This is a genomic window from Fructilactobacillus sp. X2R1C1 (assembly GCF_059901435.1).
The window spans coordinates 1-24,432 of record NZ_JBWXUV010000004.1; the positions used below are offsets into that span (position 1 = coordinate 1).

At 36.9% G+C, this 24,432-nt stretch carries 27 protein-coding genes, 2 tRNA genes, 1 other RNA gene and 1 other annotated feature; of the genes, 7 read left to right on the top strand and 23 right to left on the bottom strand.

Annotated elements, in window-relative coordinates; genetic code table 11:
- Window positions 1-66 precede the first annotated feature (66 nt).
- Window positions 67-140 (bottom strand) — tRNA-Glu (locus AC6UDG_RS05690).
- A 117-nt stretch (window positions 141-257) separates the two neighbouring features.
- On the opposite strand from AC6UDG_RS05690, the gene AC6UDG_RS05695 reads away from it, so the two are divergent.
- A tRNA-Gln gene (locus tag AC6UDG_RS05695) sits at window positions 258-330 on the top strand.
- Between the two features lie 112 nt (window positions 331-442).
- Complete coding sequence (locus AC6UDG_RS05700; protein WP_500696050.1) at window positions 443-1,114, top strand: hypothetical protein; 672 nt, start codon at window positions 443-445, stop codon at window positions 1,112-1,114.
- Between the two features lie 59 nt (window positions 1,115-1,173).
- On the opposite strand, the gene AC6UDG_RS05705 is transcribed toward AC6UDG_RS05700, so the two are convergent.
- From AC6UDG_RS05705 to AC6UDG_RS05720, 4 genes are all read right to left on the bottom strand, one after another.
- Complete coding sequence (locus AC6UDG_RS05705; protein WP_500696049.1) at window positions 1,174-1,641, bottom strand: DUF2798 domain-containing protein; 468 nt, start codon at window positions 1,639-1,641, stop codon at window positions 1,174-1,176.
- A 133-nt stretch (window positions 1,642-1,774) separates the two neighbouring features.
- Complete coding sequence (locus tag AC6UDG_RS05710) at window positions 1,775-2,269, bottom strand: DnaJ domain-containing protein (RefSeq protein WP_500696048.1); 495 nt, start codon at window positions 2,267-2,269, stop codon at window positions 1,775-1,777.
- Window positions 2,270-2,365: 96 nt separating this feature from the next.
- Window positions 2,366-2,578, bottom strand: coding sequence for a TipAS antibiotic-recognition domain-containing protein (locus AC6UDG_RS05715; protein WP_500706824.1), 213 nt, complete (start codon window positions 2,576-2,578; stop codon window positions 2,366-2,368).
- A 114-nt stretch (window positions 2,579-2,692) separates the two neighbouring features.
- Window positions 2,693-2,902 carry a MerR family transcriptional regulator gene (locus AC6UDG_RS05720; RefSeq protein ID WP_500696047.1) on the bottom strand — a complete coding sequence of 70 codons (210 nt, stop codon included), beginning with the start codon at window positions 2,900-2,902 and terminating at the stop codon, window positions 2,693-2,695.
- Window positions 2,903-3,220: 318 nt separating this feature from the next.
- Between AC6UDG_RS05720 and AC6UDG_RS05725 the strand changes: the two genes are divergently transcribed.
- Both AC6UDG_RS05725 and AC6UDG_RS05730 read left to right on the top strand, forming a co-directional pair.
- The gene (locus tag AC6UDG_RS05725) at window positions 3,221-5,281 is read left to right on the top strand and encodes an NlpC/P60 family protein (protein ID WP_500706775.1); all 2,061 of its coding nucleotides are present in this window, start codon (window positions 3,221-3,223) and stop codon (window positions 5,279-5,281) included.
- A 115-nt stretch (window positions 5,282-5,396) separates the two neighbouring features.
- The gene (locus tag AC6UDG_RS05730; RefSeq protein WP_500706776.1) at window positions 5,397-5,711 is read left to right on the top strand and encodes a hypothetical protein; all 315 of its coding nucleotides are present in this window, start codon (window positions 5,397-5,399) and stop codon (window positions 5,709-5,711) included.
- Window positions 5,712-5,783: 72 nt separating this feature from the next.
- Here the strand turns inward: AC6UDG_RS05730 and AC6UDG_RS05735 are convergent, their stop codons facing one another.
- Both AC6UDG_RS05735 and AC6UDG_RS05740 read right to left on the bottom strand, forming a co-directional pair.
- Window positions 5,784-7,148 carry a glucose-6-phosphate isomerase gene (locus AC6UDG_RS05735; RefSeq protein ID WP_500694335.1) on the bottom strand — a complete coding sequence of 455 codons (1,365 nt, stop codon included), beginning with the start codon at window positions 7,146-7,148 and terminating at the stop codon, window positions 5,784-5,786.
- A 97-nt stretch (window positions 7,149-7,245) separates the two neighbouring features.
- A complete protein-coding gene (locus AC6UDG_RS05740; protein ID WP_500706777.1) occupies window positions 7,246-8,415 on the bottom strand; it encodes a class I SAM-dependent methyltransferase in 1,170 nt (389 codons plus the stop codon).
- A 117-nt stretch (window positions 8,416-8,532) separates the two neighbouring features.
- On the opposite strand from AC6UDG_RS05740, the gene AC6UDG_RS05745 reads away from it, so the two are divergent.
- Window positions 8,533-9,306: a Cof-type HAD-IIB family hydrolase gene (locus AC6UDG_RS05745; protein ID WP_500706778.1), complete on the top strand. Its 774-nt coding sequence runs from the start codon at window positions 8,533-8,535 to the stop codon at window positions 9,304-9,306.
- A gap of 49 nt (window positions 9,307-9,355) precedes the next feature.
- Window positions 9,356-9,722: a transfer-messenger RNA gene (gene ssrA / locus AC6UDG_RS05750) on the top strand.
- A 467-nt stretch (window positions 9,723-10,189) separates the two neighbouring features.
- Here ssrA and AC6UDG_RS05755 read toward each other — a convergent pair.
- From AC6UDG_RS05755 to AC6UDG_RS05800, 10 genes are all read right to left on the bottom strand, one after another.
- On the bottom strand, window positions 10,190-10,810 hold the full coding sequence (locus tag AC6UDG_RS05755; RefSeq protein WP_500706779.1) for a hypothetical protein: 621 nt from the start codon (window positions 10,808-10,810) through the stop codon (window positions 10,190-10,192).
- A gap of 4 nt (window positions 10,811-10,814) precedes the next feature.
- The gene (locus tag AC6UDG_RS05760) at window positions 10,815-10,976 is read right to left on the bottom strand and encodes a hypothetical protein (RefSeq protein WP_500706780.1); all 162 of its coding nucleotides are present in this window, start codon (window positions 10,974-10,976) and stop codon (window positions 10,815-10,817) included.
- Between the two features lie 113 nt (window positions 10,977-11,089).
- Window positions 11,090-11,674 (bottom strand): YdeI/OmpD-associated family protein, encoded by a 585-nt coding sequence (locus AC6UDG_RS05765; protein ID WP_500694330.1) that lies wholly within the window; start codon window positions 11,672-11,674, stop codon window positions 11,090-11,092.
- Between the two features lie 95 nt (window positions 11,675-11,769).
- On the bottom strand, window positions 11,770-12,255 hold the full coding sequence (locus AC6UDG_RS05770; RefSeq protein WP_500696040.1) for a C40 family peptidase: 486 nt from the start codon (window positions 12,253-12,255) through the stop codon (window positions 11,770-11,772).
- A 207-nt stretch (window positions 12,256-12,462) separates the two neighbouring features.
- Window positions 12,463-13,863: a DHA2 family efflux MFS transporter permease subunit gene (locus AC6UDG_RS05775; RefSeq protein ID WP_500694328.1), complete on the bottom strand. Its 1,401-nt coding sequence runs from the start codon at window positions 13,861-13,863 to the stop codon at window positions 12,463-12,465.
- A gap of 120 nt (window positions 13,864-13,983) precedes the next feature.
- A complete protein-coding gene (asnS, locus tag AC6UDG_RS05780; RefSeq protein WP_500706781.1) occupies window positions 13,984-15,381 on the bottom strand; it encodes an asparagine--tRNA ligase in 1,398 nt (465 codons plus the stop codon).
- Between the two features lie 43 nt (window positions 15,382-15,424).
- Window positions 15,425-15,634, bottom strand: a binding site (T-box leader).
- Window positions 15,635-15,680: 46 nt separating this feature from the next.
- A complete protein-coding gene (locus tag AC6UDG_RS05785; RefSeq protein WP_500706782.1) occupies window positions 15,681-16,430 on the bottom strand; it encodes a sulfite exporter TauE/SafE family protein in 750 nt (249 codons plus the stop codon).
- Window positions 16,431-16,453: 23 nt separating this feature from the next.
- Window positions 16,454-17,200 (bottom strand): sulfite exporter TauE/SafE family protein, encoded by a 747-nt coding sequence (locus AC6UDG_RS05790; RefSeq protein WP_500696847.1) that lies wholly within the window; start codon window positions 17,198-17,200, stop codon window positions 16,454-16,456.
- Between the two features lie 25 nt (window positions 17,201-17,225).
- On the bottom strand, window positions 17,226-17,981 hold the full coding sequence (locus AC6UDG_RS05795) for a sulfite exporter TauE/SafE family protein (RefSeq protein ID WP_500699786.1): 756 nt from the start codon (window positions 17,979-17,981) through the stop codon (window positions 17,226-17,228).
- A gap of 35 nt (window positions 17,982-18,016) precedes the next feature.
- Window positions 18,017-18,544 (bottom strand): GNAT family N-acetyltransferase, encoded by a 528-nt coding sequence (locus AC6UDG_RS05800; protein WP_500706825.1) that lies wholly within the window; start codon window positions 18,542-18,544, stop codon window positions 18,017-18,019.
- A 157-nt stretch (window positions 18,545-18,701) separates the two neighbouring features.
- Here AC6UDG_RS05800 and AC6UDG_RS05805 point away from each other — a divergent pair, with 157 nt between their 5' ends.
- Entirely contained in the window at window positions 18,702-19,583 is an 882-nt protein-coding gene (locus AC6UDG_RS05805) for a 3-hydroxyacyl-CoA dehydrogenase (protein ID WP_500706783.1), read from the top strand.
- A 59-nt stretch (window positions 19,584-19,642) separates the two neighbouring features.
- Here AC6UDG_RS05805 and AC6UDG_RS05810 read toward each other — a convergent pair whose 3' ends face one another.
- The 6 genes from AC6UDG_RS05810 to AC6UDG_RS05835 all read right to left on the bottom strand — a co-directional run bounded on the left by AC6UDG_RS05810 (window position 19,643) and on the right by AC6UDG_RS05835 (window position 24,330).
- On the bottom strand, window positions 19,643-20,983 hold the full coding sequence (locus AC6UDG_RS05810; protein ID WP_500706784.1) for a dihydrolipoyl dehydrogenase family protein: 1,341 nt from the start codon (window positions 20,981-20,983) through the stop codon (window positions 19,643-19,645).
- 81 nt (window positions 20,984-21,064) lie between these two features.
- On the bottom strand, window positions 21,065-21,667 hold the full coding sequence (locus tag AC6UDG_RS05815) for a cation efflux transmembrane domain-containing protein (protein ID WP_500706785.1): 603 nt from the start codon (window positions 21,665-21,667) through the stop codon (window positions 21,065-21,067).
- Window positions 21,657-21,977, bottom strand: coding sequence for an ArsR/SmtB family transcription factor (locus tag AC6UDG_RS05820; protein ID WP_500694320.1), 321 nt, complete (start codon window positions 21,975-21,977; stop codon window positions 21,657-21,659). Before AC6UDG_RS05820 ends, AC6UDG_RS05815 begins: the two co-directional genes overlap by 11 nt.
- An 87-nt stretch (window positions 21,978-22,064) precedes the next feature.
- Entirely contained in the window at window positions 22,065-22,313 is a 249-nt protein-coding gene (locus tag AC6UDG_RS05825; protein WP_500706786.1) for a hypothetical protein, read from the bottom strand.
- A 50-nt stretch (window positions 22,314-22,363) separates the two neighbouring features.
- Window positions 22,364-23,191, bottom strand: a complete 828-nt coding sequence (locus AC6UDG_RS05830) for an HAD-IIB family hydrolase (RefSeq protein WP_500706787.1) — start codon at window positions 23,189-23,191, stop codon at window positions 22,364-22,366.
- Window positions 23,192-23,286: 95 nt separating this feature from the next.
- Window positions 23,287-24,330 carry a lactonase family protein gene (locus AC6UDG_RS05835; protein WP_500706788.1) on the bottom strand — a complete coding sequence of 348 codons (1,044 nt, stop codon included), beginning with the start codon at window positions 24,328-24,330 and terminating at the stop codon, window positions 23,287-23,289.
- Window positions 24,331-24,432: the final 102 nt, after the last annotated feature.

Here is a 24,432-nt window from a genome sequence, read left to right on the forward strand (position 1 = left end):
AGAGACCAAATGGAGACCAATACAAAATAAAAAGCCTCTAAACCAATGTTTAGAAGCTTATATCAATTACCCGTATGAGACTTGAACTCATAGCTCCGCCTTGAGAGGGCGACGTCTTAAACCAGTTTGACCAACGGGCAATAAACTGAACAATTACATAGTTTACCCAATTTAAACCGGTCTGTCAACAAAGTAATGCAAAATTTTCTGTTGACAACTGTCCATAAAGAATTGTAGTATATTAGTTGTTCAAATATTGAGTATTCGCCAAATTGGTAAGGCAGCGGACTCTGAATCCGCAATTTACTGGTTCGAGCCCAGTATACTCAACTAATAAAGTGCTATTAAATCCACAATATGTGGATTTAATAGCACTTTTGTTTAATAATCGATTAGTTAATTATATTTCACAAATTATATAGATATATTGGAGAACTTCCAAATGAAAAAACAAGAATCCTGGCTTAGTAAACATCTTTTAGACATTTTTACTCTAGTAATTGCTGTCATATCCCTTATGCTGACTATATGGTTTTACATCAATTCAAATACAAACAACGAACATGCTAATGCTCTTTCTAAACATTCTAATTTAATCGCTAAAGATTCAAAATCTACTGCTATACAAGCTTTAAATTTTCAAGAACTGCAAGCAAAACAATCAACAGCATCAAACATTGGCATATGGGATCAAAATCGAAAGTACAACAATAACAACAGTAATGGAATCATCATTAAAAACGATTCTGGAATGCCGATTTATGACGTATCAATCTTTATCAAAGAAACCAGTAATTCAAATGAAACAAATAATATAAATAATCTAAAAATTAATAATAAATACTATAAATACGCGGAAATAATTCCACCTACTACATATACCACAACTTTAAAACGTAATAATAAAAACGAAAAATCGGGTCAACATGACACCGTTGGTGCTTTCTTTAAATCACGTGGAAACTCTTGGTATATAGATCCAAATGGCGGGTATCACCTTGTAACACAAAAAGAAATCAACAGCGTTTTCGGGAGATCTCATATTACAACCAATTCAACCAATAGAGCATCAACGTATACACTAGCAAATGAAAATTTAACTTTACCTTATTAATTAATAAACCCTCAACACTTAGTGTTGAGGGTTTATTTTTTCAGTCGCACCTAAATACTTTAATTCCTGATTTCTTGAACCTTACCCAAAACCATTCTAGCAATTGGTCCAACGATCAGAAGTTGTAATGGCAGAGCCAAAATCAAGTTTCTAATCCATGTCATCTCAAACGTTGCTAGATTAAGACTAGAAAATCCGCCTTCAACTACAATTCCGAAAATTGACATGCAAGTTACCATTCCTAAAACCATCAAAATTGAAATTCCTAAAGAAATCAAAAGTGGCTTCTCTTCCATTTTTTCAGTAAAAATAAATTTGAAAAAGATTCCTTTTGCAAGTGGTCCCACAAAAAGTAAGTCACAAACAGCCGCAATAACTAACGCAAATGGATAACCCATTAACACACTTTTAACAAAAGTGGAATCAACCCCACTCCCGAGTGCAATGTTATAGGCTTCCATCACGATCACCATCATACCTGCCATTAATCCAGTAAACAATAATTCTTCCTTAAAATCCTTTGGCATACTTAACCTCCTAATTTTTCAGCAATGATTAATCTACCACAAAGAATTTTTTCATGTAAGTTTTTATTACAATAAAAACTTAATTAATAAAAAATAAAGACCAGGCATTACAATGCTCGATCTTTATAATTAATCACTTTTTCTGATAGAAGTAATACAAAATTCCACACACAATCAAAACCGCATAAGTAATACTAAGAGGTAAGACCTTAATGACAATCACTACCGTCGCAATCGAAATTGCGATTGCAATCCAGAAAATTACCTTACCAATGTCAGCTTCAGTGAAATGATGAGGTTCATGATTTTGATTTTGTTGCTGGTAATTAGAATAATTATAATTAGTGTTTTGCTGATAAGAATCATTGTTAGCGTTAGACTCATTAGAATGTGATTCATAACTAGACTGACTTGATCCTGCATATGATCCAGAACTATAATTATTTTCTTTAATAATTTCATACGCACTGGTAATTTCTTTGAACTTGGAGGCAGCATCAGGAGAATGATTAACATCAGGATGATACTTCTTAGCCAATTTGCGATAAGCTCGATCAACTTCTTGTTTGTCTGCTGTTGTGGGTAATCCTAATATTGCATAATAATAGTCTAAGTTTCCATATGCCATCATAATCCCCCTCTTAAATGTATTACACTAATTCTACCAAACCTTGAACAATTCGGTTAATCAATGCTTAATAAAACATCTTTGGGGTTAGGGTCATTACTTTGCATATTTTTGAATTGATTGAGCCAAAATTTCTGTGGCACCAGTTCCCGCTTTATTATCGTAATATTTTTGAAACCGGCCATCATTTAAATAAATTTTAGACAGTCCTTGATGAGCTTCTATAGAATAATTTGGCCATGTATATTGCAAACACTTTTTGTGTAATTTGTAAATTTTTCTTCCATTATAATCAGTTATAATCAGTATTTTTTATAATCAGTATTTTTATTCCTTAATGATTGTTTTAATAAACCAATCATTCGATTTTCCATTTATTGTATATTTTGAAAATCAACGGCAAATAAGTTTAAATGCTTTTGATTAATCGGGTAAGGTGCCGGCCCTGTTCAGATAAAATCTTTCTTGAATCAGTACTGCATTGTGAAAACTAAAGGCTGGATCACTCATAATTTTTTTAATTTCTTTTAAGTCAAAACCAAAACTTTTGTAAAATAAAATCACCTGTAATTTCAAAATATCGTTAGAATTATAATTTCGATAACCAGAATCAATATCTCTTCTGAGAACCAATAAATATATTCAATCATAGTATTGAAGGGAACGAGCTATAACGCCCGCCATATCGGCTCATTCTTTTATTTTAAGCATGCATGATACCTCTCTATAAATCATTGTTAACCGTTACGTAACGTCGTGGTCAAGCCGTTTAGTCACATTTTATAAGTAGCACAGTTATATTACACCAATGTTACTGAAACATTACTAGTTTAACAAACCATTTCCTGAATGTTTCGCACTATATCATTATAGTTACGCTTGAGTTTAACTCTTTTTTTCACATAGTTTTGATGTTATTGTTTATATATTCCAAAGGAGGAAATTAAATATATGAATAATGATAAATTACACTATAAAATGTACAAAGCTGGTAAGAGATGGATGTTTGCTGCCCTTGCAACTACGATGGTTGCCGGTGGCCTTCTAACTACCAGTAGCGTTGTTAACGCTGACGCCTTAGGAAATAACGCACAAGCTACTCAAAGTGCCAAGAAAGATAACGGCACTATTAAAAATGACTCATCTAAGAGCGCAGCCAAAGTTAACACTAACGTTGATAATCAAACAAACGATGCTAATGCTACTAAAGATGCCACTACTCAAACTAATGTTGCTTCAAACAATGATGTAAACAACACTACTAATGATGCAACAAAAGCTACAACTACTAACGATCAATCAGCAACTACTGATAATAATCAAGTAGCTGAAAACAACCAAAACAATCAAAATGATGCTAACAATGATGCCGTTAAAAACGATAACCAAACATCAACTGTTACACCAAACAAGATTGAAAACAAGGTTGCAGAAGCTGTTACTCCTGCACAATCAGCTAAAACTGATGTTAACGTTAATAATTTAGACAACGCTGTTTCTGCTAAAGCAGATAACAAGCAAAACAACAACGCTGACCAAAAGACTACTAACAACGATTCAGTTAAAGCCGAAGCTACTACACAAGCACAATCAGTAAATACTGAAAAAGCTGAAAATAATGTAACCCCAGCTACTAAATCTAAAACTACTCAACAAACACCTGCTAAGCAAGCACCAGTTTCAAACGATGATGCAAAACAAGCTGATGCTAAAACTACTACTCCCGCACAATCAGCTAAGACTGAAACTGTTAAGACTAACACTCAAACCAACAATGTTACCCCAGCCGCTCATTCTTACTCAAACGTTCAATTGAGTGCCGCTCGTGCAGCCGCAACTAACTTTAGAGTTCAAAATGTCAGCTTTAGAGCTCAAAACACTAATGCCGATCAAGTAGTTAACATTGGTAGACAATATGTTGGAACTCCGTACGTTTGGGGTGGCAGTACACCAGCTGGATTTGATTGCTCTGGATTCGTTCAATACGTATTTGGCAAGGCTGGATACAGTCTTCCAAGAACTACTTACAGTCAATACCCTGCTACACAACACATTTCACGTAGTCAAGCTCAAAAGGGTGACTTAGTATTCTTCTCTCAAGGTGGCGATCTTTACCACGTTGGAATCTACTTAGGTAACGGTTTAATGCTTGATGCTCAAAACCGTGGTGTTATTTACAACGATTCACTTAGTTATTTCCCTGGTGCCGTATTATTCGGACGTGTTAACGGATTTAACGGTGGAAGCGCAAGTACTTACGCACCAAGTCAAAACACTAACAACAATTCATATACTCCAAGAGTTAACTACGTTCAACAAAACGTAAGTACTCCAGCTGCAAGACCTGCTAATAACAGAGCATACACTTACAACTTAAGAGCTAATGTCCCTACTACTCAATTGAACACTGTTAATAGATCAGCTAGTGTTACACCAACTTCAACTGCTTCAAATGGCAAACAACAAACTACTAGTGTTGTATCACAAAATAACACTAAGACTGTTAACTTGAATGTTCAACCAACAAAGGCATCATCAAATACTAGTGCCAACACTAACGAGACTGTTCAAACTTCAAAGACGACTCCTAACGTTCAACAAAATGTTCAACAAACTCCAGCAGCACCTAAAGAACAAGTAAGTAACTTGTCAAATGACACTACTGCTAAGAAGAACACGATTGATTTGAACGCTTCAAAGAAGTCAACTGACCAAAAGGCAGCTCTTAACAAGAAGACTTCTGCTAAGGTTGTTTCAAACAAAGAAGTTTCTGACAAGAATGCTTCAAACAAAGAAACTGCCGCTAAGGTAAACAATGATGATAAGACAACTTCACACATTGCTACTAAGGATAACGGTCAAGCTTCTGCAGTTAAAAACAATGACCAAAAGAATGGTCACATCTTGCCACAAACTGGTCAAGCAAGTACACTACTTATGAGTGCCATTGGTTCTATCATGGTTGCTCTTGCCGCAGTACTTGGTTTCAGACGTAAAGATACTGACAAATAATATCTAAACTAATAAATGGTCTTCCGATTAATCGGAAGACCATTTTTATTTATAAAATTAGATTGCTATTGAAACAGCATTAGTGCTATTCTTTTTATATTGGAGGTATGACAATATGGACGCACACTCAAAAGAAAAAGAACTCAAAAAATTAATCAAGGATCAAGAAAAGTTTCAAAAAGAAAACTCAGATAAATTCAACGCTGATTTATTATCTAATTACAACGAACGAATGGACGTTGTGAAAGAGTTAATTGAAAATGAAAATCAGACCAATAACTTACGTGATACTAAGGTTGCTAAGCCCGCTCGAGATGATAAACGTGGGATGGACAAAAACCGTCACGTTGATGATCAAATGAATGATCTTGAAAGAGCACAACAACGCTTAATTAAGAAGCTACGTACTCTTGAAGGAAAATGGGAATAACCCTCTTATTACAATCAAATCATTAACCATATAAAAAGAACGGATTCAACTGAATCCGTTCTTTTTGTCTATTTAGTTATTGTTTTCCTTTTTTAATTCTGCATCCAGTTTCTTGGTTAATTCTTCGTAGCCAGGTTTACCTAATAGTGCGTACATATTGTTCTTGTAAGCTTCAACTCCTGGTTGGTTGAATGGATTAATACCATTTAAGTAACCAGAAATAGCAACCGCAACTTCAAAGAAGTAAATCAAGTAACCGAGTGAATATTCTGATTGATCAGGAATATGAACGGTCATAACTGGAACCCCACCATCGGTATGAGCTAAAACAACCCCTTCATAGGCTTTGGTATTAACTTCGTTAACCGTGTCATCTTGAAGGTATTTAAGACCATCAAGGTTTGACTCTTCCTTGGGAATCGCAATATCGTCATCAGGCTTGTCTAATTTAACAACCGTTTCAATCAGATCACGTAACCCCTCTTGAATGTATTGACCTAATGAATGAAGATCAGTTGTAAAGTTAGCTGATGATGGATAAATTCCCTTTTGGTCTTTTCCTTCTGACTCACCCATTAACTGCTTCCACCATTCTGAGAACATTCTCATGTTTGGTTCGTAGTTTTCGAGTAATTCAGTGGTATAACCCTTTCTGTAAAGGATATTTCTCAACGCAGCGTAACGATAGGCATCGTTTTTATTAACATCTGGATTGGTGTATTCCTTAGAAGAATCAAGTGCACCCTTCATTAATTGACTAATGTCAGCACCAGTTGCAGCAATTGGTAATAAACCAACTGGGGTAAGAACTGAGTATCGTCCACCAACACCATCTGGAATTACGAAGGTTTCGTAGCCGTTAGCGTCGGCTTCTTGTTTCAAAGCACCACGATGAGCATCAGTAGTAGCATAGATTCGTTTGTTAGCTTCATCTTCACCATACTTTTTAACTAACTTTTCCTTGAAAATTCGGAAAGCAATTGCTGGCTCAGTGGTTGTTCCAGACTTAGAAATGATGTTAATTGAAAAGTCATCGTCACCAATGTAGTTCAACAAATCATGAATGTATGGGGCACTAAGTGAATTACCCGCAAAGACAACTTTGACACCACGACGCTTGTCGTCAGGTTCAGAGTTGTAAAACGTACCATTTAGAAAATCAACGGCCATCTTAGCACCTAAGTATGAACCACCAATTCCAATCACAACTAAAACCTTTGAATCAGACTTGATTTTGTCAGCCGCTTTTTGAATTCTTGCGAACTCATCTTTGTCATAATTTTCTGGAAGATCTAACCAATCCCGGAAATCATTTCCAGCACCAGTGCCATCCCTTAACTCTTTATCCGCTGCAGTCACCATCGCTTGAATCTCAGGCAACTCATCCGGATGTACAAACTTGCTTAACTTAGAATCATCAAATTTCAAATAAGCCATTACACTATCCCCACTTTCTATAATATCGCTTACATTATACAACAAAAATTAATTACATAATGATGTTTTTGCTCTGTTAATTTTATTATATTAGTTCTTATTTAATCCGCACATTGATCCCTTTAAACGATCCCTCACGTTCATAATCAGGGTCAATCGGAAAATCATTTGGGTTAGAGTAAGTTTTTCCAAAATTAACGTTAACACCGTTTGCAGCAAATGCATCCGAGATTTCAGACCGAAACCTTTTCGAATTCATTTTATTGGTATCTGTGGTAAAGAAGACAGACGCATCCTTACTAGCAACTTGACTTACCGCACTAACGAGAGCTTGTAAGTCACGCTTAATCTCAAACCGATTCTTTTTATCTCTAACAAAGACAGGCACGTTAACGGTGATTAAGTCAAACTTCAAATCATGTTTTTGCGCATAATCTAAGTACCCAAAGACACTCATTTTTCTGACCTCTTGGGCACCGATCATGTATCCATTAGCATCAATTTCATTAATCAATTGAGATTTAGCACGATTACTATCGTCAACGTTAACGGTCTTAACGCTACCACCACCAATCATGGCACTAGCAACTCCGGTTCCCTCATAAAATAAATTTAGACCAACTTTATCTTGTGATTGATCAAAAACGTCCTGTCTTACATCGCGATAAATGATGTCTAATCCTGTCGTTTTGGCGTTCTGTAAACTAATTGGATACGTTACTTCACCCTCCAAGACATTGGCCGAGCCTACAGGATCGGGACTAGCGTTTTCAACTGACTTAACTTCAGAACCATGTTCAAACTGCTGATACTCGTATAAATTCTGGTAACTCCCCAATTGATTAACAATGATTGGAATCAACTGATTTCGCAATTGGTAAATTCCAGCATTTTCCCAAGTAATCACGTCTTGACCATCGTAGCTGTCAACCGTAATTCCGGCCAAACCGTCTCCCTGTCCGTTAAACAGGCGATGAATATCAATACCTTCATCTTGAAGTAAAATGCGTTTACTGAAAGCCTGACTAAATAAATGACCAAAGAAACGATCGTCAATAGATTGATTTTCCCTGCGATCCAAAATCCAACCGATTCCCCCAGCTTGTTTGCCAAAGTAAGCACTGGCAACGAAATGATCTCCCTTAATTAAAGCCACGACCTCGCCGTTGTTAAAATCCGCTTCGCTAACTAAATCTTTTTCACTAATTTGTGGATAACCGCCCTCAAATTTTTTGACGGCTTTACCGGTTATTTCAACTTTTTTCATATTATTTTATTCTCCTCTAAAAATCGCTTCCTATCTCATTGTACATGTAATCACGATTAATTAGTAGGATTGCAAAGTAGGTCATATGTTAAAATGATAAGCAAAGGAGATTCGATTATGTATAAATATTTAGTATTTTTTGACTTAGATAGGACCTTGTTCGATGAACATTCAAAGGTGAACGATGAAGTTGCAAACGCAATGGATAAAATCAGAAAACATGGTGGCCTTCCAGTAATCTCAACCGGAAGGAATCTTTTTGAAATCAGAGATACGTTAGAGAAAACCAAGATTGATTCCGTGGTAGCTGCAAACGGTGATTTTGGAATGTTAAGAAACCAAGAAGTCTTTTCTAATACAATCAACCCCAAAATCATTGATCGTTTGTACAACTTTGTTGAAAAACACGATAATACATTAGTTTTACTGAACCAAAAACGTGGTGCCATTACCAATCACGATGAATTGGCAGTTAAAGCCTTTGAACACGTCCATGCTCCACTTCCAACTATTGTCACAAAAAAGTATTGGCACGAAAATCCTATTAACATGATGGTGGTTACCAACACTGATCTGGATACTGACTACGTAGAAAACTTTGGAGATGTCCTAACCTTTTACCGTAATTCGCCCTATTCAATTGATGTGGTCGTTCATGACGTTTCTAAGGCTACTGGAATCAAGCAATTAATAAACACTGCTGGACTAACTGGAATCCCAACATACGCGTTTGGAGACGGTAATAACGACATCCCAATGTTAGACTACGTTGATCATCCGGTCGTAATGGGTAATGGACTTCCAAACGTCAAACCACATGGTGAATTCATTACCACCAAAAATACCGACCACGGAATTGTTAACGGACTGAAGCATTTTAACCTGATCTAAATTACTGTAAATTAGGCAGATATCATGGTATAGTAGTATCGTGTCTGTCGGGGGCGTTATGGATTCGACGGGTATAGTTTGAGCCTGAATTGCATTCCGTACGACGATGCGTCAAATCGCTCAGTTTAATTATAACTGCAAAAAATAATAACAATTCTTACGCCGTAGCTGCCTAATAAGCGCTTGACGTAGATCTAGCTGATTTTTCCTATGGATCAGTCCTAGGTCCTACCTTTAATAGGATACGCTTACTGCTCCCATCTGAAGTAGTATGAAGAGATTAATCAGATTAGCTGTGCATGCTAGCATTGACTAATTGCGGATTGTACAGTGAACTTCAAATGATTAGCCTACGAATGTAGACGTTCAGGAGGCAATATGCTCGGACGCGGGTTCAAATCCCGCCGCCTCCATTTTAAATAGTTTTATATTGTTGTTTTTTCCATGTTTTAAACAGATGAGCATGATGTAAAACTAATAATATGTGTACAAAACACAAAAGCGACTATCAATAATTGATAGTCGCTTTTATTATTATCTTAAATCATCTTTTCTACTGTATTTAAGTTTAAATTATTTTACAGATCATTTATTCTTAGTTTAATTAATTCTGCTAACTCGTTTAAATCGTCAGACGTTGCTTCATTCTTTATGAAATTTCTAACAACTACTCTCCACTATACTCTTACTTTTAAAATATTCTAATCATATCAATAACAGAAATAATTAATGCCAAGATTGCAATTATAAATGTTACCCATCCCATTATTTTATTACTCAATTTCTCACCTGCTTTACTTACGTTAATGCATAATGAACTCTGTTATACGAAAAACAAAAGAGCCAATTCACGATAGAGTTGGCTCTTATTTATAAGGCAAACTTATATTCTCATAAATAAAGAAATTAAATCATTATAATTTGTATTTTCATTATAAAATTTTTCTTTATTTATTCTTTTAAAGCCCTGTTTTTCATAAAATAACTTATACATTTTTTCGTGACATTCAAGTAAAACTAATCTTCCACCGATAAATGATTTAGTCTTTTTGAAAATTGTTAAGCACTCATCAAGAATCGTATGACCGCTTAAATTACTGCTTGTATAAAGAATTGATCTGCCAAGTTGACCTATTAGGTAACATGGGACTGATTTTCGTTTACTTCCACCGGGTATCCAACTTACTAATCTTTTCTTATTTTTATTACTTATTTTATCACTTGGTATTAACAAACTTGTAAATCCTAAAGCAACAACAGCCATGACTACTATTTTACCATCATTATCAAATTTATCCTTATCAACAAATAAATATGTTTTACTAATATCTTCTAAATCATATCTAATTGCATCATTCTTACAAAAATCTTCTAACTCAGGTTCTTTAGAACAAATAAAATCATTTAAAATTTTCTGTAAAAAATCTTCATTACTTAATTCGTCATTTTCATTGAAGGAAAATAATTCATGTAAAGGAACAAAAATATAATTCTTTTTATTCATTCACTCATTTTTTGGCAAGTGCTCTAAGAGAATCAATTTGTTCTTTAGTAGCTAGCTTACTTTTAAAATTATTAATTTTTGGCGAATTCTTTTCTAATTCTTTATAGACATTTTTACTATCTTTTTTTGATACATAAAAGTTTTTAAAGAAGCTCGTACTTGCCATAATATCCCTCCTGTTAATTATATTGTATACAAAATCCTTACATTTAGTATAGCAAAACAGTTAAAGAAAGTTAAATCTAAATAATGTTTAGAAAAATTGAACCAGATACAAACTTAATAATGCAACAATCTTCCATCATCACACCAACCACCATACATCTCATTGACTCTCGTCTTCTTTACTAGCTTACGTAACCGATGTTTATATGATTGGGGTTTACTAAATTTCAAGCGGGACTGAACACCATCAACGCGAACTCGTTGGTACAAATCGGGAAAATGGTTAAAGTTATCCCATACTTTCGGATCACGTTTTAAGGCACGTTTAACGGGCTGAATAATCTTAAACGATTTAGGAGACAAATCTGGTAACACTCGTTTGCCTTCTTCAGTCATTAAACCTAGTTTAATTAGTCTTCGAGCCCGCTCCTTGTTGAGCTCGGTCCAGTTACTGTTTTCCTTTCGAGGAGTCAATCGTTGTGCTAGTCCCGTTTCATCCGAACTTTTATGCAAACCATCGACCCAGCCAAAACACAGTGCCTCTTCGACGATATCCAAATAAAACATCTTTTCTTCACTGGTTTTACTCATGCTGACTGGAACCCACAGACAATCTTCTCTCTTGCAATTTTCAGCAAACCAGTCACGAAGTTCCTTTCTTGATGTAATTGGTAAAAATGGCTCGTCTTTTCTTAGCACTTGAAATGCACTCCCTTCAACATTTGCTTACATAGTAATCAGCAAAGTTGGAGAAGTCAAAAAAGCCGTCAGGCTCATTAAAACCTAACGGGACTTTAAACTGTTTTCTTAGTAAATGAAACTGGACGCGAAACCCCCACTAAATGCCACCACGGGGCGTGGATTGGCTCAATCACCACTCCACGATTTTGCGCATCAATCATTTGATGTTTGTTTAAAGCAATCCCAACGTGGTAAATGTCACTTTTACTTGAACCAAAGAAGACTAAGTCACCTTTTTTGATTTTACTCTTTCTAACATGCTTATAAGCATCGTATTGAGCCTGTGCGGTTCTTACAATATTACGATTAGCACCATTTTCCATGACATACTGAGTAAAGCCAGAGCAATCAAAACTGTTAGGTCCGACTGCACCGTACGAATATGATTTACCAAGCTCACTAGTAGCAACCCGCTTAACGTTTGAAAAATGGACTTTATTTGCGGATACTCGATTTTGGTTAGTGGCGATGTTTACAACACCAAATAAACCTAACGACGCAATCGCTACTGTTACACCTCTGATTAATCCTTTGAACATCTTACCAGCTCCTTTATTAATTTATTGTGCATTATTTTACAATCATCATACACTTTCTATGATAGATTAGGATTAATACCAAATGATTACATCACGATTGCAAATCCATTAATTTCAGTAGTTTTGGCATTATATTGTGAAATTAATTTATAATTAACCAAAAAAAGATGGAAATCATTTGATTTCCATCTAAAATACGTTTTTAATTTATTTTTGATCTTTTTTTGGCGTTCTAATCATAACCGCAAACAATAATCCGATGACCGCAATTACCAAGAAGACCCAGTAAACCATGTGGAATCCATTAACCTGAGCTGGCATTGCCGGCATACTGAGTTTGAAGAATCCAGTTGCTCTAACCAATACAATCGTTGCAACCGCAACTCCAGTTGACCCAAGTACCTGTCTGACCGTCGTAATTAAAGCCGTTCCATAAGAAATCAAATCTTCTGGCAGTGAATCGGCCCCAAGCGTAACCGCAGGCATCATGACAAAGGCATTTCCACCCTCAATTAGCATTGCCAAGATCATCATGCCCCAGATATTGTAAATTGGGAAAAAGGCTAAAATGGCCCAGCCCAGCACAATCATCAACATTCCTGTTAACATAACTGGCTTAAATCCAATTTTATCAACAATCGTACCCGTGATTGGGTTCAAGATACTTAAGAAAACAGCTCCAGGAACTAGTGCCATCCCGGAAATGAATGGTGATACTCCCAATACCTGTTGATAATACAACGGGAAGATAATGGTAACTACAATCAATGAAATGTACGAGAATCCGGTTAAGAGTACCGCCAAATCATAGTTAAACGTCTTTAAAACGTTCAGGTTCAATAGTGGATTGCTAATTCTAAACTGACGGAAAACAAACAACGCAATCAAAACGATACTAATAATCAGGATGAGTAAAAGCATTCCATAGTTATTGTTTGGTTTAGCAATTTCACTAATTACATACAAGATCCCAATCAAACCAAATGAATAGATGATTGAAAGCCAATCTAACTTTGATTTAATTCGTGGCATAACGTCTTTCATCACAAAGAATGAAATCAGGAATACAGCAGTGATAATCACAATGAAGACATCAAACAAACCACGCCAAGTGGTAAACTTCAAAACGATTCCCGAAATGATTGGTCCACACGCCAGAGCTGAACCCATAACCAGTCCGGCAACTCCCATGATTGTTCCTCGATCATCTTCCGGTGTGATATTTAGTAAAACAGTTTGATACGATGGAAACAAAATTCCAACGGCAATTGCTTCTAATGCTCTTCCAATCAGCACCCACGTAAAACTATTACTAATTAAAATGATTAACGTCCCTAGATCAAACATCAGTAAAACTCCCATAAAGAGTTTCTTAAAACTCATGTTGTTCAAAAGCCAAGGACTAATCGGCATCATGATACACATGATGATCATAAAGCCAGTTGTTAACCATTGAACGGTTGATGCTGAAATATCAAAGTACTTCATCAATGTGGGATAAGCCGTCGATAGTGATGACTGACTAATCGACATGGTGAAAGTACCGATTAACATGATGGTAATAAACCAAAATCTTTCTAATCTACTAAGTCCATTACTTTTTGCCATATAAAGCGCTCCTTTTCGATTTGTACTAATTTAATAGCTATTTATAGACTATCATTTTTTCATTTGAATTGTTACAAAAGATAACAAAAAGCTCATGATTTCTCATGGGCTCATTTTAGTCTAAAATTTAATACTACCTTGGGTTCTTGGATAAGGGATAACATCACGAATATTATCCATCCCAGTGACATACATCAGTAATCGTTCGAAGCCAATTCCAAAGCCAGAGTGCTTAGTGCCACCGTATTTACGTAATTCGAGGTACCACTCGTACTCATCCTTTGATAAATGAAATTCATCCATTTTGTCAGCCAATTCTTGCTCACGCTCTTCTCGTTGGCTTCCTCCAACTAGTTCACCAATTCTTGGAACCAGAAGGTCTGAAGCAGCAACGGTCTTGCCATCATCGTTATCACGCATATAGAAGGCTTTGATATTGCGTGGATAATCGGTGACAAACACGGGTTTGCTAAACACTTTTTCGGATAGATAACGTTCGTGTTCAGCCTTTAAATCAATCCCCCACTTAACTGGGTACTTAAATTCAACGTCGGCTTTTTCAAGCAAGTCAATGGCTTCAGTATACGTGATCCGCGCAAACTTCTCGTTCACAGTAGTTTGAAGCAACTTAAGTAAGTTGCCGTCGACGTTATCATTTAAGAACTGGAGGTCCTCTGCAGCATTTTCAAGTAGATAATTGATGACATACTTTAACATGTCCTCAGACGTCTTAATAATGTCATCAAGATCAGCAAAGGCCATCTCTGGTTCAATCATCCAAAATTCGGCAGCGTGGCGTTTAGTATGCGAATTTTCAGCTCTAAAAGTTGGGCCAAAGGTATATACGTTTCTAAATGCCAAAGCAAAGGCCTCGACTGGTAATTGTCCACTAACGGTTAAGTTCGTCTCTTGACCAAAGAAATCCTTTGAGTAATCGACTTTACCATTCTCATCCTTTGGCAGGTCATTTTGATCTAAACTAGTGATCTGAAACATCTCACCAGCACCCTCAGTGTCACTACTAGTAACAATCGGAGTGTTTACATAGACAAAGCCGTGTTTTTGCATGTATTCATGAATCGCAAAGGCTGCCATCGAACGAATCTTGAAAACAGCGTAAAAAGTATTGGTTCGAGGACGTAAATGTGCAATAGAACGAAGGTACTCGAGTGATTGCTTCTTCTTTTGCAGTGGATAGTCTAGATCAGAAACACCCTCAATCTTAACTTGCTCCGCATGAATTTCAAATGGCTGTGGGGCGTCCGGAGTGTCCACGAATTTTCCAATTACTTTCAGAGTTGAACTAATCGGCAGTTTGATGATGTCATCAAAGTTATCTAGATCACTCTTGACAATTACCTGAACATTCTTAATGTATGAACCGTCGTTGATTTCGATAAAGGCAATTTTTTTAGAATTACGAATGGTTCGAATCCATCCTTCTAGAACTACTGATTCATTACCAAAATCGTGTTTCTTAGTGTACAAATCTTTTGCTAAAACGTTTTGTTCTTTCATACTTAACAACTCCTTTTTAGACAATAAAAAAGACCTCATCTCAAAAAGGGACGAGGTCATCGCGGTACCACCCATATTGTTTATGTAACATAAACCAACTCACACAATGATAACGGATTGCCACCGTTAAGCCCTACTTCGTTCAAGCTTTAAAACTCAAGGTGTTTTTCCCATTAACTCTTTATCGAACTCTCACCAACTTCGACTCGCTATAAAAGAAATTAATGGTACTCGTCCTCTTTATTGTCATATCTTATTTGATTTAAAAATACCATAATCATAGGCTGGTTGCAATAGAATTAGTAAGTTTTAATTCCTAAATAAATGGCCAATAAAATTGCCAAGATTCCGACCCCGTACTTCATGATATTGGATGGGATGAGACGTACGATGGCTGGACCAATGTATCCGCCAATAACCAATCCAATCGTTAGCGTAATCAGAACTGGCCAGTTAATCTGAATTGTAAAAATAAAGATCAAAGCCGAGATCCAATTCATAACTAGTGACATCACATTTCGAATGGCATTATCCACGGCATATGACTCATTTAAGGCTCGCATTAAAATCGCCATGATCAAAATTCCACCACCAGCACCAAAATAACCTAAGTACATTCCAACCAACGTCAGTGCAATGGCGGTAATGGTCTTACCCCATAATCCCAAATGGGTTTTCATTAACTGCTTTTGACTCTTCGGTAGCATGATCAAAACCCCAGACAACATGATGACAACTGGTGCGATATCCGCAAAACTTTTGTTGGAACTATGAAGAATAATCAGGGAACCGAGTGCAGACCCAATTCCAGCAAAAATAACCACTTTTAAAATGGTCTTACCTTGACCCTTTAATTCTCTTTGAGATGAGGCCACTGCGCTCATGTTACTAAACGCAAAACCAACGATGTTAGTCACACTGGAAACGATTGGTGATAGTCCGGAAGCCAACATTGCTGGATATGAAACAACGCTAGCAAGTCCCACAGCGGTTCCCATAATTCCGCTTAAAATCCCAGCAAAAATCAATAAGAAATACTTTAAAATCAAACTTCCACTTTCTCCTTGTTTTATTAATAAGTCTTAATTCCCAAACAAATCGCTAATACAATGGCACCGATCCCAACCCCATACTTCATAACATTGGATGGAATATGACGTACGACTGACGGCCCAATATATCCACCTACTAGTAACCCAACTGTGATGGCAATCAAAGCCACCCAATTGATTGGCATTGTAAACATAAATATGATGGCCGAAATCCAGTTCAAAATTAACGAAACAAAATTTCGGATTGCATTACAAACAGCATAGGGTTGGTTCACCGCTCGAAGTAAAATTGCAATTAACATGACTCCTCCGCCAGCACCAAAGTAACCTAAATACATCCCAACAAAAAGAAGTGCAATGGCGGTAATTATCTTTCCCCATACGGTCATATGCGTCTCAGATAATTGTTTTTGACTCTTTGGTAGCAACATCAAAACTCCCGAAATCATAATGATGATTGGGGCAACATTTTCAAAACTTTTATTCGAACTGTTAAGTAAAATTAAAGAACCAATAATGGTCCCAATTCCAGCACAGATGGTGACTTTAAAGATGACTTTACTTTGTCCCTTAAGTTCTTTTTGGGACGCTAAAATGGCACTTGAATCACTAAAGGCAAAGCCAACCGTGTTGGTGACGTTTGCAACGATCGGTGCAAATCCTGCCAGAAGCATCGCTGGATAAGCAACTAAACTGGCCAGTCCAACCGTACTTTCAAGCACCCCGCTAACAACTCCTGCCACTACTAAAAAAATTAAATTCCACATAATATTTTCCCTACATTCATCTTTTTTAAAAATATGCCTGATATGCTAAGAAAGCAGCCAGGATAATCGCACCGATCGCAACCGTGTATTTCATTACAGCTGATGGAATCACTCTGACAATAATGGGACCAATGTACCCACCAATAAACAGCCCAATGGCAAGCACCACTAAAGCACTCCAACTAATTGGTGTCGTAAAAATAAAGATGACAGCCGATACTGCGTTCATGGTTAAAGTCGTCACGTTTCGGACCGCATTACAAATAGCGTATGGTGCATCGATAATTCGAATCAAGATGGCAGCCATTAGCACTCCGCCGCCGGCACCGAAGTAGCCAACGTAAATCCCAACAATCACAATGGCAATCGCGGCAATTGCACTCGCTGTTTTTGAAATACTTTCAGAAGCAAACGTTGACTGCCGCTTTGGAATTAACATTAATACCCCAGACAGTAGGATGACAAAGGGAGCTACATCTTGAAAGCTCTTATTGGAACTATGTAACAGGATAATTGATCCAATAACCGCACCAATGACCGCAAATAGCATAACGTGGAGAGTGACTGAACCCTGTCCCTTAAGTTCTCGTCTCGATGACAAGACCGCACTTGTTCCGCTAAAAATAATTCCCACCGTAATCGTGACGTTTGCCATAATTGGTGGTAATCCAACAAACAAAAGTGCCGGATAAAGAATCACACTTGCCATGCCAACGACACTACTCAACGTTCCGGCAATGATGCTAGCAATTAAAAGAAAAATGCCATTAAATAACAACAAAAGAACCAACTTTCCCAATTAAGATTATTAACTACTTACTTAATGTTACCACTAATTGGCTTCTCCATTATCAAATCACGCTGAGCACTCTCGCCAAGTTGAAATACATGATCCCCAACTTGCTTAAATCCCATTTTTTGATAAAACTTCAGTCCAGCATTATTATGTTCCCACACACCAAGCCAAACCTTTCCTTTCCCTTTTTTCTGCGCCTCATTAACAGCCAAATCAATCAATTCGGTTCCTAGACCGTGACGTTTAAATTCTTTTTTCAAATAAATTCGTTCTACTTCTAAGAGATGCGGACCCATTTCTTCAGATTGAGCATCATCAACGTTTAACTTTAGATAACCAGCTAACTTTCCATCAACGTAGGCAAAATAAAATTGAGAATTAGGATCAGAAATTTCATTCTTTAATTTTTCCGGATCGTAAGCATTATCCAAGTATTGATTTAAATTTTCAGGTTTATTTTCGGTTCCAAACGTCTCGGCAAACGTTTCCCGACTAATGGCTCGTAAAGCACTAATATCATCAATCGTTACCCTTCTAATCTCACTCATCATTTTGAACCTCCATTAACAATTTAGTTAATATTTTAACTAATTTACTCTGGCTTGCAACCATTGTCATTTATAACAGATAAAGAAGGTTGCTTAAGCGCTTTCACTAGCATAAAATAGAAGTGGATAATAAGTAAATATATAGGAGGAAATCACCATGACATTCAATAACGTTGTCATTGTCGGTGGAGGCACCTTAGGCTCACAAATTGCTTTCATGTCGGCTTTTCACGGAAAAAACACTACTATTTGGGGCCGTTCAGACGGCTCACTCGATCGTGCTAAGGCGCGAGTAGCTCGTTGGGAAAAAGCAGTAAAAAAAGACATTGGAGCTACCGATGAACAGGTCAAGAACGCAGAGGAACATCTCCATTACACCACTGATTTAAAGGCCGCTCTTAAGGGTGCTGACTTAGTTATCGAGGCTCTTTCTGAGGATCCAGATGTTAAAAATGACTTTTACAAGAAATTCAGTGAACTGGCAGATCCAGATACCACCATCGTTACTAATACTTCGACGCTACTTCCATCACAATTTGCTGATGCAACTGGTCGTCCAGATAAGTACCTTGGCTATCACTTTGCCAATTCAATCTGGAAAAACAATACTGCTGAAATCATGTCACAATCTAAAACAAATAAGGATCTTCCAAAAGCGATGGAACAGTTTTCACGTGAAATTGGAATGGTTCCAATCCTAGTTAACAAGGAACAACCGGGTTACCTATTGAACTCACTGTTAGTACCATTTCTATCAGATGCTTTAGTTCTCTGGAACAATGGCGTTTCTGATCCTGAAACGATCGATAAGGCATGGATGATTGGAACTGGTGCACCACTTGGGCCTTTCGCTATTATGGACATTATTGGGATGAAAACCATGTATGATATCACTAAGATGTCAACTAACCCAGAAGTTAAAAAGGCTTCCGAAAAATTCAAGGATATGATTGACCAAGGTAACATTGGTCTTGAATCCGGTAAGGGCTTTTACACCTATCCAGATCCTGATTTCAGAAAACCGGAATTTCTTAAATAGAATTAGATACAAAAAAAGTTCGCCAAATGGCGAACTTTTTATTTTATAGATTTTTAATTTTATAGATGATTCAAAGTCTCAGAACCAAGTGTTGGGAACAATGGGATCAATTCGCTCATCTTTTCTGGTGAGATGTGATACTCAACAAATGGTGCCAAAGTACTAATAACGTTATCAGCTTCAGAACTGATTTCAGTAGCACCTACTAGGTAACCTTGTTTGTCGGTGATTGAAATGGTCTTACCTTTGTTCTCTTGCATTGCAAATCTGAACCAATCAGTGGCAAGGTCTGATTCTTTAACATCATACTTATCAGGGTTGGCCTTAGCTTCGTCAACACTAACACCGATCTCAGCAATTCGTGGTGATGAGAAAACTGCACTTGGAACAGCTGGATACTTAATTGGATCAGTAGTAGCACCAGTAAATAACTTAGTAAGGTACATTGACTCAAAAATAGCGGTTGGAGTTAACTTACCAACTTGTTTGTCAAGAACATCGCCAGCAGCGTAAATGCTGTCAACTGAAGTTTGAAGATGATCATCAACTTTGATTCCATTCTTATCGTAATCAACGCCAACTTCTTTAAGACCGAATCCTTCAACGTTTGGATCACGGCCAGTTGCGTCAAGAACCCAATCAGAGTCAATGTCGTCTTTGTTAGTCTTGACTACAAAACCATCACCTGATTTTTCGATTGATTCAGGATCAACGTTTCGAATGATTTGAACTCCTTGAGATTCAAGATCTTTAAGTAATGACTCAACAAATGGTTGATAAAACTTTCTTAAAGCCTTGTCATGGTGCAATAGGATGGTTACCTTAGTTCCAGCATTTGCTGCGATTGTAGCAAATTCAATGGCAATGTATCCACCACCGATAACGGTCATGTGCTCTGGTTGTTTTTCTAAGTTCAAGAAATCAGTTCCATCGTATGCCAAGTCAGCACCCGGAATATCAATCTTGTGATAATGAGCTCCAGTTGCTACAACAAGTTTATCAGCGGTGTACTTGGTACCGTCAACGTCAATGGTGTGCGCATCAACGATCTTTCCATACCCATGGATCACATCGATGCCAACACTCTTTAGACCTTGTTCGATTCCACCAGGTAATTGACTGATAACTTCTTTTTCATGCTTAACGTTATCGGCCCAATTGATCTTAGTAGTTCCATCTAAGCCGTGTCCTTGGAAGTTATCAACGTCTTTTTTCATCTTAACTGGGAAGTCTAAAGCAATCTTAGCGTTACATCCACGGTTAGGACAAGTTCCACCAATCTTGCCAACTTCAATAATGCCAGCTTTTTTACCCTTTAGGGCCAATGGAATAGCACCGTTAAAAGCACCATGTCCACTTCCTAAATACAATACATCAAATTGATAATTGTTTTCACTCATACTTAACACCTCACCTTTTAGTTTTGTACAACTAAACTTTATACAATTATTATTATAGTTCTATAATTGCACTTGTCAAGATTAGCTCTCCACAAGACATTCTAATGCCTCCTTACCAATAAGGAAAACAATTAGAATTGCTGCTGCTGAATCGATCCACCAAATATGGAAAAAATAATTAAGCAAAACTCCGATAAGCACCGTCCCAGCAAGATAAGCACAAGTAACACTACACATGGCATCCTGAATTAAAGCGTTAGAACCAATTACTTTCCCAATCCAATACTTAGCATAGGCGATCATTGGCATGATAATAAGAGACAAAATAGAAATGATGATCCCCATCAGACTGCCATCAGCACCTTCATGCTGAAACAAATTATATCCAGAAGTAACTAGAATATAGACACACAGAAGGAGCAAAATGATGCTAACGATCTTCGTGGCAACCTTATCCACTCGATTAATGTCAATTTTTGAACTCCCTTTAAACTCAATTTCCAAACGAAATAGTAAAACAAATCCAGCAATAATCTCCATCAAACTATCAAGACCAAACGCAATTAATACAATTGAGTGGGCATCGATCCCGGCCTTTAAGCCAACCGAAAATTCTACTATCATCCAAGCAATCGCAACCATCTCAATTATCATTCCATATCCAACCACGTTTTTAGTTTCCATGTTTGACACCCCTTACCACGTGATCCGAATGAGCTAGTCCTTCATTTACAATGTCCATAATATGAGGATCATCCAGGCGATAATAATTTGACTTGCCCTTCCGTTCGCTACTTACCAATTGATGCTTTTTAAGCATTGCCAATTGATGAGAAGTAGCTGATTGTTCAAGTCCAAGTTCCTCACTAATCTCACCAACGTTGAGTAAGTGATTTTCTAACAACACTAACATTTGAATCCGAACCGGATTACTCAAAATTTTAAATAACTCATGAGCTTCTTCTAATTTTTTGGGATTAATCTTAGAATCCATGATTTTCTCCTTATATATGTAATTTATTTCATATGAATATATTATCATGTGTGTCCTAATAAAAAAAGCCACAACGGCTAATTCATTTTAATCCTTGATTCCATGACTTTTAAAAACAATATGATTAATAGCGTGATCAATGTCACCAAAGTCAGAAAAAGCCTGGTTAATTGCATCATTAATCGTAACTTCATCTGAAATCTTAGCTAAGGCATCTTTTACGATTGAACGTTTCAACTCAATCTTATACATCTCAACATCAGGAGTACTTGGATATTTTTCAAAGTACTTATCCAAACGTCCTTCAACAATGTTATTTAATTCTTCATTATTCATTTTTAATCGCCTCACGTATATTTGTACTGTCATTACCTTACTAAATGAAACTACTGATTATCTAAAATGGTATCAATTGTCCTTAGAACCCCATCATCGTTATTATCAAACTCGGTAACGTGACCAGCGGCGTCCTTTGCCTCCCGAATGCCATTCTTCATAGCATAACTATTCGGGGTTAAATCCAACATTCCTAAATCATTCTCATTATCCCCAAATGTGACAACCTCTTCAGGATTGGCATCATATTTTTTCATCAAATAGCGCACGCCAGTTGCTTTGTCAACCCCCTTTACCCCAATTAGGTCGGTATTAAAGCCGGAGTTTAAACTCTCAAGATTATCTGGAAGCATCTGTCGCATTTCATGAACTTTTCGCATCACGTTTGCACCTTGCTTAAACGTCACACCAACTTTTACTAATTGATCATCAGTGTTCTCACTTGTGATGTTAGCCAAATCATTCAAACGGACCGTATTACTGTAGTATTGTTTCATCAGCTGATACATTTTTTCGGGTAGCCTTTTATCTACATAAGTATGCTTAAGCCCAGATACGTTAACCCCGACAATGTCAGGGCCAAAATCATCATAAAGCATCTTTAAAGTCTGTTTAATCTGATCATCATTCAGCGATTCGGCATGGACTAAATCATTCCCACGATAAATTACTGAACCATTTTGAGAAATAAAATCCATTTGGTCCCGATAATCAATAAACAGGCTTTGTAATTTATCATTCGGTCCGCCACTAGCGACGGCAAAATTAACGTTTTGGTGTTTCATTTTTTGAAACATTTTTAAAAACTTAATCTCATCATATCGATTAGCTTCATTTAAAAAGGTTTTGTTCATATCTGTCACAATTAATTTAATCAAAATCTCCACCCCACCTGTTTAAATTAATTATATCAATTTGTTAAGGGAATGAAAAAAGTTAACGCTATAAAAGCATTAACTTTTAATTAAATTAACTATTTTCGAGGAGCAACACAGGTTCCCTCTGGTACCGCAAAATCCTTTTGAATGACAGACAACTTACCATTCTCATGATTTCGCTCGTACAAGGTTGCGTTATTAGTGTTTTGATTTACAGCAATTAGGAAGGATTGATCTGAATTAAAGTTAAAATCACGCGGGAATTCCCCTTCAGTTGAAATTACTTGAATTCGCTCTAAGTCACCATCATCTAGGACCTTAAAAACAGCAATCGAATCATTGCCACGATTAGAAACATACACAAACTTCTCATCGTCAGTTATTCGAATTGCAGCTCCACCATTGGCATCTTTGTAGTCATTAGGAATAGTTTTAACAACTTGTTGGACGGTAAAGATGCCAGCTTCTTCATTATAATCAAGAACTGCAATCTTACTACTTAGTTCACCAATTAAGTAAGCCTTTCCCGTCGATTCAGCAAAAGCAATGTGTCTTGGACCAAATCCAGGTGACAACTGAATCTCACTAACAGGAGTAATCTCACCCGCGTCAGAAACATCATACAAATAAACTCGATCCAATCCCAGGTCACAAATCACTAAGCGATCATCAGGAGTTAGATCGGCATAGTGTGGATGAGGACCACTTTGTTGTTCTGGTAGTGGACCGGTCATTCCATCGTCATGGATTCGCTGTGATTCTTTGACAGTCCCGTCACTTTCAATGTGATACGCAATGACATTACCAGTATGATAATTTGCTGTATAGACCATCTGGCGTCCTTCGTCTACAGTAATGTAGGCTGGTGAGGGACCCACTTCAATGTCTTCTTGCATTAATTTAGCTGGCATGGTGCTGCTATCAAAAACAGCAATCCCACCACGTGTTTCCGATTCATCTTGATTACGATCAATCGCATAAATTTTATGGTCATCAGACTCAACAACATAGGTTGGACAGCTAATTTGCGCAATTAGCTGAGCATTTTCCAGCTGTTTTTTGTCTTTGTTTAATTCAATTTGATAAACGCCCTTACTAGTTTTTTGGGTATAAGTTCCAATTAAAAATTTTTCAGTCATCATCAACACCTCCAAATATTATTCATACTCATTATGCCATATTTGGTGGTTGGTGATAACAAATATTAATGATTTAATTCACAAAAAGATTAGCCAATTGAT

Excerpts from the sequence above, each read along its gene's own strand:
- AC6UDG_RS05700 (WP_500696050.1), top strand. The coding sequence starts at position 443 with ATGAAAAAACAAGAATCCTGGCTTAGTAAACATCTTTTAGACATTTTT.
- AC6UDG_RS05705 (WP_500696049.1), bottom strand. The coding sequence starts at position 1,641 with ATGCCAAAGGATTTTAAGGAAGAATTATTGTTTACTGGATTAATGGCA.
- AC6UDG_RS05710 (WP_500696048.1), bottom strand. The coding sequence starts at position 2,269 with ATGGCATATGGAAACTTAGACTATTATTATGCAATATTAGGATTACCC.
- AC6UDG_RS05725 (WP_500706775.1), top strand. The coding sequence starts at position 3,221 with ATGAATAATGATAAATTACACTATAAAATGTACAAAGCTGGTAAGAGA.
- AC6UDG_RS05730 (WP_500706776.1), top strand. The coding sequence starts at position 5,397 with ATGGACGCACACTCAAAAGAAAAAGAACTCAAAAAATTAATCAAGGAT.
- AC6UDG_RS05735 (WP_500694335.1), bottom strand. The coding sequence starts at position 7,148 with ATGGCTTATTTGAAATTTGATGATTCTAAGTTAAGCAAGTTTGTACAT.
- AC6UDG_RS05740 (WP_500706777.1), bottom strand. The coding sequence starts at position 8,415 with ATGAAAAAAGTTGAAATAACCGGTAAAGCCGTCAAAAAATTTGAGGGC.
- AC6UDG_RS05745 (WP_500706778.1), top strand. The coding sequence starts at position 8,533 with ATGTATAAATATTTAGTATTTTTTGACTTAGATAGGACCTTGTTCGAT.
- AC6UDG_RS05755 (WP_500706779.1), bottom strand. The coding sequence starts at position 10,810 with ATGAATAAAAAGAATTATATTTTTGTTCCTTTACATGAATTATTTTCC.
- AC6UDG_RS05760 (WP_500706780.1), bottom strand. The coding sequence starts at position 10,976 with ATGGCAAGTACGAGCTTCTTTAAAAACTTTTATGTATCAAAAAAAGAT.
- AC6UDG_RS05770 (WP_500696040.1), bottom strand. The coding sequence starts at position 12,255 with ATGTTCAAAGGATTAATCAGAGGTGTAACAGTAGCGATTGCGTCGTTA.
- AC6UDG_RS05775 (WP_500694328.1), bottom strand. The coding sequence starts at position 13,863 with ATGGCAAAAAGTAATGGACTTAGTAGATTAGAAAGATTTTGGTTTATT.
- asnS (WP_500706781.1), bottom strand. The coding sequence starts at position 15,381 with ATGAAAGAACAAAACGTTTTAGCAAAAGATTTGTACACTAAGAAACAC.
- AC6UDG_RS05790 (WP_500696847.1), bottom strand. The coding sequence starts at position 17,200 with ATGTGGAATTTAATTTTTTTAGTAGTGGCAGGAGTTGTTAGCGGGGTG.
- AC6UDG_RS05800 (WP_500706825.1), bottom strand. The coding sequence starts at position 18,544 with ATGAGTGAGATTAGAAGGGTAACGATTGATGATATTAGTGCTTTACGA.
- AC6UDG_RS05805 (WP_500706783.1), top strand. The coding sequence starts at position 18,702 with ATGACATTCAATAACGTTGTCATTGTCGGTGGAGGCACCTTAGGCTCA.
- AC6UDG_RS05810 (WP_500706784.1), bottom strand. The coding sequence starts at position 20,983 with ATGAGTGAAAACAATTATCAATTTGATGTATTGTATTTAGGAAGTGGA.
- AC6UDG_RS05815 (WP_500706785.1), bottom strand. The coding sequence starts at position 21,667 with ATGGAAACTAAAAACGTGGTTGGATATGGAATGATAATTGAGATGGTT.
- AC6UDG_RS05820 (WP_500694320.1), bottom strand. The coding sequence starts at position 21,977 with ATGGATTCTAAGATTAATCCCAAAAAATTAGAAGAAGCTCATGAGTTA.
- AC6UDG_RS05825 (WP_500706786.1), bottom strand. The coding sequence starts at position 22,313 with ATGAATAATGAAGAATTAAATAACATTGTTGAAGGACGTTTGGATAAG.
- AC6UDG_RS05835 (WP_500706788.1), bottom strand. The coding sequence starts at position 24,330 with ATGACTGAAAAATTTTTAATTGGAACTTATACCCAAAAAACTAGTAAG.